At 72.0% G+C, this 8,976-nt stretch carries 10 protein-coding genes; 3 read left to right on the plus strand and 7 right to left on the minus strand.

The features are described 5' to 3' along the window. From ACYVE9_RS09040 to ACYVE9_RS09050, 3 genes are all read right to left on the minus strand, one after another. Positions 1-634: CBS domain-containing protein (locus ACYVE9_RS09040; RefSeq protein WP_461027228.1), on the minus strand; the 634-nt coding region annotated here is incomplete at its 3' end. Positions 635-777: 143 nt separating this feature from the next. Beyond that, complete coding sequence (locus ACYVE9_RS09045) at positions 778-2,007, minus strand: cation:proton antiporter (protein WP_461027229.1); 1,230 nt, start codon at positions 2,005-2,007, stop codon at positions 778-780. Between the two features lie 4 nt (positions 2,008-2,011). Continuing rightward, positions 2,012-2,494, minus strand: a complete 483-nt coding sequence (locus ACYVE9_RS09050; RefSeq protein WP_461027230.1) for a cation:proton antiporter regulatory subunit — start codon at positions 2,492-2,494, stop codon at positions 2,012-2,014. Positions 2,495-2,622: 128 nt separating this feature from the next. Between ACYVE9_RS09050 and ACYVE9_RS09055 the strand changes: the two genes are divergently transcribed. Next, the gene (locus ACYVE9_RS09055; protein ID WP_461027231.1) at positions 2,623-3,588 is read left to right on the plus strand and encodes a pirin family protein; all 966 of its coding nucleotides are present in this window, start codon (positions 2,623-2,625) and stop codon (positions 3,586-3,588) included. A 196-nt stretch (positions 3,589-3,784) separates the two neighbouring features. Here ACYVE9_RS09055 and ACYVE9_RS09060 read toward each other — a convergent pair whose 3' ends face one another. Both ACYVE9_RS09060 and ACYVE9_RS09065 read right to left on the minus strand, forming a co-directional pair. Further along, positions 3,785-3,988, minus strand: coding sequence for a DUF397 domain-containing protein (locus ACYVE9_RS09060; RefSeq protein ID WP_461027232.1), 204 nt, complete (start codon positions 3,986-3,988; stop codon positions 3,785-3,787). After that, a complete protein-coding gene (locus ACYVE9_RS09065; protein WP_461027233.1) occupies positions 3,985-4,848 on the minus strand; it encodes a helix-turn-helix domain-containing protein in 864 nt (287 codons plus the stop codon). The genes ACYVE9_RS09060 and ACYVE9_RS09065 overlap by 4 nt, the downstream gene beginning before the upstream one ends. A gap of 153 nt (positions 4,849-5,001) precedes the next feature. On the opposite strand from ACYVE9_RS09065, the gene ACYVE9_RS09070 reads away from it, so the two are divergent. Beyond that, entirely contained in the window at positions 5,002-5,502 is a 501-nt protein-coding gene (locus ACYVE9_RS09070) for an ATP-binding protein (RefSeq protein ID WP_461027234.1), read from the plus strand. A gap of 47 nt (positions 5,503-5,549) precedes the next feature. On the opposite strand, the gene ACYVE9_RS09075 is transcribed toward ACYVE9_RS09070, so the two are convergent. After that, positions 5,550-6,356 carry a pectate lyase gene (locus tag ACYVE9_RS09075; RefSeq protein ID WP_461027235.1) on the minus strand — a complete coding sequence of 269 codons (807 nt, stop codon included), beginning with the start codon at positions 6,354-6,356 and terminating at the stop codon, positions 5,550-5,552. A gap of 276 nt (positions 6,357-6,632) precedes the next feature. Continuing rightward, positions 6,633-7,451: an NAD-dependent epimerase/dehydratase family protein gene (locus ACYVE9_RS09080; RefSeq protein ID WP_461027236.1), complete on the minus strand. Its 819-nt coding sequence runs from the start codon at positions 7,449-7,451 to the stop codon at positions 6,633-6,635. A gap of 739 nt (positions 7,452-8,190) precedes the next feature. On the opposite strand from ACYVE9_RS09080, the gene ACYVE9_RS09085 reads away from it, so the two are divergent. After that, positions 8,191-8,976, plus strand: a 786-nt coding sequence (locus ACYVE9_RS09085) for a hypothetical protein (RefSeq protein ID WP_461027237.1), incomplete at its 3' end; no start/stop codon positions are given.

The raw sequence follows: 8,976 nt of genomic DNA on the forward strand, positions 1-8,976 counted from the left end.
CCGCGTCGGTGGCGGGTGTGTACAGCGTCGCGCGCAGCGCGCCCTTGCGGGTGAGCACCCCCGCGAGGCGGCCGTCCGCGTCCACGGCCGGAGCCATCCGGCGGTGCGCGGTGTCGAGGCGGTGGAACGCCTCCTGCGGGTCGATGTCGGCGGGGAGCAGCAGCAGGTCCCTCGACATGACCGCGGACAGCTGGGTGAAGCGGTCCACGCCCGTCAGGTCGGCGTCGGTGACCACGCCGACCGGTCGGCCGCCGTCCACGACCACGCCCGCGCCGTGGGCCCGCTTCGGCAGCAGCGACAGGGCGTCGGCGACGGTGGCCGTGGGCGCCAGCACGATCGGTGTGTCCAGCACCAGGTGCCGGGACTTCACCCAGGAGATGACGTCCGCGACGACGTCCAGCGGGATGTCCTGCGGGATGACGACAAGGCCGCCCCGTCGGGCGACGGTCTCCGCCATGCGCCGGCCCGCGATGGCGGTCATGTTCGCCACCACCAGCGGGATGGTCGTCCCGGTGCCGTCGGGTGCGGCGAGGTCCACCGCCTGCCGGGAGCCCACCGAGGAGCGGTTCGGGACCATGAACACGTCGTCGTAGGTCAGGTCGTGGGCGGGCCGCTGATCGTTGAGGAATCGCACGTGCTGAACATCCCAGTCGTTCGAAAGGTGTGACCCCCGACCTGCCGCCGGGGAGAAAACGCACGTACTTGAGTGTCCCACGGAGGGCGCCGGAAGTGTTCCCGGATGATCCACCACAGGCCGCGCCGCCTCGCTGTGGGAACCTACAGCCGCGGCACGGACTCCCCCTGCGGCCCGACGCCGGCCGACGGTTTGGAGCCGCCCGGACGGACGTCCCGGCCCGCCCACGCCAGCAACCGCAGTCCGGCGGGTTCCGCCCAGCGCGCGGTGAACGGGCCCAGCAGCACCATCAGCAGCACGTAGGCCGTGGCCAGTGGCGCCAGCTGCGGTTCGGTGCCGGCCGCGAGACCGGCGATGACGATGGAGAACTCGCCGCGGGCGACGAGCGCGCCGCCGGCCCGCAACCGTCCCCGTGGGCTGATGCCGGCCCGCCCGGCGGCGTACCAGCCGGTGAGGACCTTCGTTCCGGACGTCACCAGGGCGAGCAGCACCGCCGGCACCAGCACCGGCAGGATGTTGGCCGGCACGGTGGACAGGCCGAAGAAGACGAAGAAGACCGCCGCGAACAGGTCCCGCAGCGGCGTCAGCATCGCCCGGGCGCTGTGGGCGACCTCCCCGGAGATGGCGATGCCGACCAGGAACGCGCCGACGGCCGCCGACACCTGGAAGCGCTGCGCCACTCCGGCGACCAGCAGCGTCAACCCGAGCACCACCAGCAGCAGCGTCTCGGCGTTGTCGGAGGAGACGGCGCGGCTGATCACCCGGCCGTGCCGGAGGGCGAAGAACAGCACCAGTCCGACCGTGCCCAGGGCGATGGCGAGCGTGATGCTGCCGCTCGCCAGGCTCACACCGGCGACGACGGTCGTCAGCAACGGCAGGTAGAGGGCCATCGCCAGGTCCTCCATGACCAGGACGCCCAGCACGACCGGGGTCTCCCGGTTGCCCAGCCGTCCCAGTTCGGTGAGGACTTTCGCGATCACACCCGAGGACGAGATCCAGGTGATGCCGGCCAGGGCCACCGCCCCGACCGGCCCCCAGCCGAGCAGCAGCGCCGCGACCGCACCCGGCACCGCGTTGAGCACGAAGTCGACCAGTCCGGACGGGTACTGGGTCTTGAGGTTGCTGACCAGTTCCGAGGCGCTGTACTCCAGGCCCAGCATGAGCAGCAGCAGGATGACGCCGATCTCGGCGCCGATCTCGAAGAAGTCCTCACTCGCGCTGAGCGGGAGAATGCCTCCGTTGCCGAAGGCGAGGCCGCCCAGCAGGTAGAACGGGATGGGCGACATACCCAGTCGCCCGGCGAAGCGGCCGACGAGCCCCAGACCGAGAATCACCGCGCCCAGCTCGATCAGGAGAATCGTGGTGTCGTGCACTCGGTCAGCCCCCGGCGATGATGTCGGTCAGGTCGGAGACGCCTTCTCTGGTGCCCACCACGACCAGCGTGTCCCCGGCCTCGAGCCGGAAGCCCGGCCCCGGCGAGGGCTCGGCGCCGGTGCGGCGCAGGACCGCGACGACCGACGCCCCGGTCCTGGTCCGCGCCCGGGTGTCGCCCAGCGGCCGGCCGCGGTAGGGGGACTTCGAGTCGACCGGGATGCGCTCGGTGACCAGGTCCAGGTCCAGCTCGGAGCAGTGCAGCCCGTCGACGCCGCCGTTCTCGGGCCCGACCAGCGTCGCCAGCGCGCCCGCCTCCTCGGCGTTCAGCTCGACGGTGGCCCGGCAGGAGTCCGGGTCGTCCGGCTCGTAGAAGCCGATGAAGCGGCGTCCGTCCTGGTGCACGACGACGGAGAGGCGCCGGCCTCCCCGCGTCTGCAGGTCGTACTGGACGCCGACGCCCGGCAGCGGTGTACGTCGCGTGGTCATGGCCCTCTCCCCGAAAGAGTAGGCAAGTCGCGCTGCGTCTCAGCGCTTCTGCTTCAGCATGGTGCCCGGCCATCGTATTTCCGCTGCTCGGCATTCCCGTGGTCGGCCCTCAGGCGTAGCGTGGGCACATGAGTGATCTTGACCTCCGGCCGACCGCGCGGGCGTGCGGCGGACTCGACGGGGTGGCCGCACGACCGGTCCGCGAACTCATGACCGGCCGCACCGTGCCGCTCGGCGAGTCGACCCAGGTGCGCCGGCTGCTGCCCGGTCTTGGCCGCCGCATGGTCGGCGCGTGGTGCTTTGTCGACACGTACGGGCCGGACGACATCACCGACCGGCCGGGCATGCAGGTACCACCGCACCCGCACACCGGGCTGCAGACCGTCAGCTGGCTGCACGAAGGGGAGGTGCTGCACCGCGACAGCGTGGGCAGCCTCCAGCAGGTGCGGCCCTTCGAACTGGGACTGATGACGGCGGGCCGGGCCATCTCGCACTCCGAGGAGTCGCCGCGCGAGCACGGCCGGCTGCTGCACGGCGCGCAGCTGTGGGTGGCGCTGCCCGACGCCGACCGGCACACCGACCCGGCCTTCGAGCACCACGCGCAGCTGCCGCGGGTGACAGCGCCCGGGGTGCGCGCCACCGTCGTCCTCGGTGAACTCGACGGTGCCCGCTCCCCCGGCCGCACGTACTCACCGCTGGTCGGCGCCGACCTGGCCCTCACCGCCGGAGCCACCGCCCGCCTGCCGCTGGACCCGGACTTCGAGTACGCGGTGCTGTCCATGGCCGGCGCCGCCGACGTGGACGGCGTGCGCGTCGAGCCGGACTCCATGCTGTACCTCGGCTGCGGACGGCGCGAACTCGCGCTGCGCGCCGACAGCGACAGCGCGCTGATGCTGCTGGGCGGCGAACCCTTCGCGGAGAAGATCGTCATGTGGTGGAACTTCATCGGCCGCACGCACGAGGAGATCGCCCAGGCACGTGCGGACTGGTCGCGGGGGTCCCGGTTCGGCCAGGTGCACGGCTACGACGGCGCCGCCCTCCCCGCCCCGGAACTCCCGCCGGTCGCGCTCAAGCCCCGGGGCCGGGTGCGCTGAGACGGCGGTGACCAGCCGGCTCAGGGCTGGTGGGCGGCCGGGCGCTGGACGCGCAGTCCGGCGGACGCGAGCCCTGCGGACCGCGATGAGGGCCGGGGCGGTGAGGATGCCGTCACAGGACGCGTCGGCGTCCGAGCAGGCCCGCGATCACCCACTCGTCACGCTCGATGACGAACGCTATGCGGAGCGAGCGAGGTCAGCCGTCGGCGGTGTGGCGGACGAAGTGCGCCCAGCCGGCACGGCCCACGGTGAGCGGAGGCCGGGACAGGTCCTTCGAGTCACGGACCAGGACGGCCACCTCCGTGGCCGCCACCTCTATGCAGGCGCCTCCTTCACCGCTGCTGTAGCTGCTCTTGCGCCAAGGGAGGTGCGCATGCCCGGTGCACTGCTCAGTGCTCATTGCTCTCCCAGGATCCTGTCGATCAGCGCCAGGGACTCGCGCGGGTTGAGTGCCTGGCCGCGGATACTCCCGTACCTCGCGGCCAGCATACGTACTTCTTCAGGGTCGGTGACCAGCTTGCTGGTGTTCTGAATCTCCAAATAACCGACCTGAGCACGCCCCTTCGGGGTGAGCAGGATGAACGGGCCTCCCAGGCTGGGGTGTTCCTCGCAACTGTTCGGCATCACCTGCAACTCCACGCACCGCAACGCGGCCACTGCCAGCAGTTGCTTCAACTGCCGGCAGTGGACAGCACGCCCGCCGACCGGTCGGCGGAGCACGGACTCCTCGATGGTGAACGTCGTCAGCGGAGGCGGCCAACGGGTCAGGATGCGCTGTCGTTCGAGCCGCGCCGCTACTCGATGCTCAACCACGTCATCAGGGAGAAGCGGTTGCCTGCTGGCGAAGACGGCGTGGGCGTGCTCCTCGGTCTGGAGCAGACCGGGCAGCGCCAGCGCACTGTAGTCGTGCAGTTCGACAGCCTGGTCCTCAAGACGGGCGTAGTCCTTGAACCATGCCGGGTGCCTGACGCGGGAGCGGGCTTTCGCCCGGGCGACGTCCTCGGTGGCCGCCCGGAGCAGACCGCCCGCCTCCAGCAGGGTGTCGGCGGCGTCGAGGAACTCGGCCTGCGGTGTGCGACGGCCTCGTTCCAGGGAGCGGATCAGGTCCTCGCTGTATCCGAGTTGCTCACCCAGTTCGCGTTGGGTGAGACCTGCGCGTTCCCTCAGCAGCCGGATCTGCCGGCCCACCACCCGGAACACGTCGTGGGCGTCCTCCGCGTCGCCGTCGTCCCCGATCGCGTCCGACAGTTCTGCCGCCATCCCCGTTTCCCTCCTCGCCTCGTGCCGCCGTACCGATCCGGACCTGCCGGGCAGGGGTACGTGCGGTACGGGTCGCGGTGTCCAGCGTTACCAGGTCACTACGTACCGCTGTCGTTGCTGGTCAGCGTAGTGGGCAGCAGCGACTCTGGAGGCGTGACGACTGAATCCGTGAAGAACCGCGTGCCTCGATCGACGACTCCCCCACCGCAGTTCACTCAGCTGCTCAGCGCCACCAGGCGCGGCGCCCGTCTTGCCCGGCTGCTCGCCGTCGAGCAGGTGGTGCGGTGGGGTTGGCCACGCGGCTGCGAGCAGACGGGGACGGTGGAGCTGGTGGTCGCCGAGTTGGCGGCGAACGCCGTGCTGCACGGTCGGGTGGCCGGGCGCTGCTTCCGCACCGGGTTGACCCTCCTGACGGACGGTCGGCTCCGGATCGAGGTGACGGACCCTCGGGGGGAGCGGGCGCCCGCGCTCGTTCGTGGCTCGGGTGAGGGAGGTCGCGGCTTGCTCCTGGTGGACGCGCTGGCCGCGGAGTGGGGGGTGCGGCCGTATCTGCCCGGTGGCAAGACGGTCTGGGCGGAGGTGGTGGCGCCGACCGTCAGCGGGCCTCCGCCACTGTGGGCCTTTGGCACGCGCGGGTCCCCTCCGCACGGGTAGGGCGCGGAGGGGACCGGTGGTCAGGGGTTCGGCCTCACCACTGCGGCTCAGCGGTAGGTGAGGTCGGAGGCCGAGTACTTGCAGTGGGTGCCGTCGGGGCCGGAGCCGTTCTGCTGCGGTTCGGCGCCGCGGTTGTTCCCGATGTACTTCTGGCAGGGCACGATCTTCCTGCTGCCGTCCTTGACGATGGTGATGCCGCGCAGGGTCAGCGAGTCGCCGTAGTTGGTGTTGATGCCGCCGATGACGCTGCCGGGCGCGGTGATCTCCGTGTTGCTGACGTTGATGGTGCGCTTGTGCTGGGTGGAGCAGTTGCCGCAGGAACGGACGAAGGTCTTGAAGTCCTGGGCGGCGAAGTTCGAGATGGTGAGGGTGCCGCCGCCGTTGAACTGGAAGACCTTGTCCGAGGCCTTGCGGGCGCCGCCGCCGATCACGCGGTAGGTCTTGCCGCTGCCCCGGAAGGTGGCCGCGTCCTCGCCGACGTCCTCCCACCACACGTTCTGGAGGGTGCAGCTCCCGGAGCAGTGGATGCCGTCGGCGGCGGGGGCGCCGAGAATGACGTTCTTGAGTGTCGCGCCGTCGGCGAGCTTGAAGAGCGGGCCCTGGTCCTCGTCCTGGTTGCCGCTGCCGAGGTCGCCGGTGCCGTAGTAGCGCTTCATGCCTCCGTCGACGGAACCGGAGATGCTCCTGGTGGAGCTCACCGGCTCGTTGCCGTTGGCGGACGGCCAGGTGGCGGCGGAGGCGGTGGGCAGTGTCAGGCCGGAGACGAGGGTGCCGGCGGCGAGCGCGAGGGCGGCGAGGCCGCCGGCGATCACTCGCCGTCTGCCGGTGAGCGGGGTGTGCGGAGAGTCGGTCATTGCGTCGGCTCCTTGTGGTGGGGGGCTCCGTGGGAGGTGGTGCCCGCGGGGAGCAGCGGGCGTCTCCCCTTGGCCGGTGGGCCGCACCGGGTGCGTTCCACCGGGGACGTGCCCGGGTCGGCGCGGGGCGCCGGTCCGTGCCGTCCCTGGTCTCCCGTCGCGGTGCGATGGGGTGTTGCACTGCCTGGTCGCCGCCCATGGCAGAAAGGTTGCTGCCGGGTGCCGAGATATTTTTGACGCGGATCGGAGACGGCCCGCGCGGTCGCCGGGGCCGGGTCAGTTCGCGGGGTGCGGCCAGAGCGTCGGGTTGGTCACGAAGTGGCCGCCGAGGCAGGTGTGTTCCGGGTTGCCGGGGTCCAGTTCGCCGTGCTCGGCGATGATCTTCTCGGCGAACCGCTCGGAGTCGTCCTGCGGTTCGTAGCCCAGGGCCCGCGCGGTGGTCAGGTCCCACCACAGGCGGGTGTTGTCGGAGGAGCCGTGCACGACGGTGTGGCCGACGTCCTCGGCGGTGAGCGCCGCGTGGAGGAGCCGGGCGCCGTCCTCGGGGCTCATCCACAGCGACAGCATGCGCACGGAGGTGGGTTCCGGGAAGCAGGAGCCGATGCGGACGGAGACCGTCTCCATGCCGTGCCGGTCCCAGTAGAGCTGGGCGAGGTCCTCGCCGAAGGACTTGGAGAGGCCGTAGAAGGTGTCGGGGCGGCGCGGGGTGTCCACGGGGATCAGCGGTTCGCCCGGCTGCGGGCGGGGCGTGTAGCCGGTGGCGTGGTTGGAGGAGGCGAAGACGATGCGCCGCACTCCTTCCTCGCGCGCGGCCTCGTAGAGGTTGTACGTGCCGGCGATGTTCGCATGCAGAATCATCTCGAAGGGGGCCTCCAGCGAGATGCCGGCAAGGTGGATGACCGCGTCGACGCCGCGCACCGCCTCCCGCAGCGCCTCCTTGTCGCCGAGGTCCGCGGTGATCGCGTCGGGGGCGTCGGCGATGGGGGCGACGTCGAGCAGGCGGAGTTCGTACCCGTAGGCGGGCAGCAGTCCCCGCATCAGGGTTCCCATGCCGCCGGCGGCGCCGGTGAGCAGGACGGTGCGGGGAGCGGGCATGCGGGGACTCTCCTCGGTGGTGATGCGAGTGCCGGGGTGGAAGCGGACGGAGCGGGCTGGGGGCTCGTCCTGCCGGGACGGGACGCGCGGTGGGCGACGGGACGGCGCCGCGGACGGCGTTCCGGGAGCCGGCGGAAGGGGCCCGGTGGGGCGGCGTGCGAGTGGGGCGGGAGGTGTGCGGACGTTGCGCGTGCACACGGAACCTACGGCTTGCGGCGCGCCGGGGGATCCGGCGCGGAGGGCGTCACGCCGATGGATGACGTTCGCATGCAACGGACAAGCTAGGAAGCGTCGGGGAGCCCCGTCAAGTGTCGACCCGGGCGGGTACGTTCACGGCCGGATTGCCGTACGGGTCCGATCCGCACCGTCTTGACCTGCGGTGTCGGGCCGTCCTAACGTGACGCCGCCGCGCACGGCGGCGTCTCGACGGGCGCGCGTGCGCGGTCCGGGGCGGGCATCCGCCGACTGGGAGCCCGCACGTCGGGACGGTCGTCCCGCGCCCCGGGACCGCCCGGCGGACCGCCGGCACGTCGCCGGTACACCGTCACCGCGTCTTCGGCGCGTCGCTCCCCGAAACACCGGTCGCGCGGCGCGCAACGTGCCCGTCCGCCCCATCCGTTCCGGGTCCGTCCCGGCGTTCGCCCGGCTCGTGTCGCCGGCCCGGTGCCGGCCGCACCCACCGTCCACCCTTCGCCGACCGAGGCCAGGAGCAGCGGTCGTGCCCTGCCGTAGGAGCCGCATGAAGACCTCCGTCTTCCTCTATCCCTGGGACGTCGTCGGGGATCCGGACGCACCGGGCCGCGTCGCCGACCTGGGTGTGCAGCAGGTGACGCTCGCCAGTGCCTACCACTCCACGCGGGCGGTGACGCCTCGACACCCCGGTCATCGCGTGGTCACCGCCGAGCACGCCGCGGTGCTCTACCCGCCGGACGCCGGGCGCTGGGCGGCTCACGAGCTGCGTCCGTTCCGGCAGACCTGGATGGCCTCGGACGACCCGTACGCGGAGGCCGCGCAGGCGCTGGCCGACGCGGGTCTCCAGGTGCACAGCTGGGTGGTGCTCGCGCACAACTCCCGCCTGGGCGCGGAGCATCCGGGCAGTTGCGTGACGAACGTGTACGGCGACCGGTACCCGTGGGCGCCGTGCGTCGCCCGCCCCGAGGTCCGCTCCTACCTGGTGGAGTTGGCGGCCGAGGCCGCGGTGCGGCCGGGGGCGGAGGGCACCGAGCTGGAGTCCTGCGGCTGGTACGGGTTCGCGCATCTGCACGCCCACGACAAGGTGGCCGGTGTCGCCCTCGGAGACGCGGCGTCGTACCTGATGTCGCTCTGCTTCTGCGGGGTCTGCCAGGACGGTTACGCCCGGGAGGGTGCCGATCCGGAGCGGCTGGCCGTCGTGGTGCGGCGTGCCCTGGAGCCGGCCTGGGCCGGGGCGGGTCTGTCCACCACGGGCTGGACCGGGGTGGAGGAGCTGCTGGGCGCGGAGTGGGCCGCGGCCACGCTGCGGTGGCGCGGCGGGGTTGCCGAGGCG

This window comes from Streptomyces sparsus (assembly GCF_054776295.1).

Coding starts and splice junctions, on each gene's coding strand:
- ACYVE9_RS09080 (WP_461027236.1), bottom strand. CDS start 7,451: ATGCCCGCTCCCCGCACCGTCCTGCTCACCGGCGCCGCCGGCGGCATG.
- ACYVE9_RS09060 (WP_461027232.1), bottom strand. CDS start 3,988: ATGAGCACTGAGCAGTGCACCGGGCATGCGCACCTCCCTTGGCGCAAG.
- ACYVE9_RS09055 (WP_461027231.1), top strand. CDS start 2,623: ATGAGTGATCTTGACCTCCGGCCGACCGCGCGGGCGTGCGGCGGACTC.
- ACYVE9_RS09050 (WP_461027230.1), bottom strand. CDS start 2,494: ATGACCACGCGACGTACACCGCTGCCGGGCGTCGGCGTCCAGTACGAC.
- ACYVE9_RS09075 (WP_461027235.1), bottom strand. CDS start 6,356: ATGACCGACTCTCCGCACACCCCGCTCACCGGCAGACGGCGAGTGATC.
- ACYVE9_RS09065 (WP_461027233.1), bottom strand. CDS start 4,848: ATGGCGGCAGAACTGTCGGACGCGATCGGGGACGACGGCGACGCGGAG.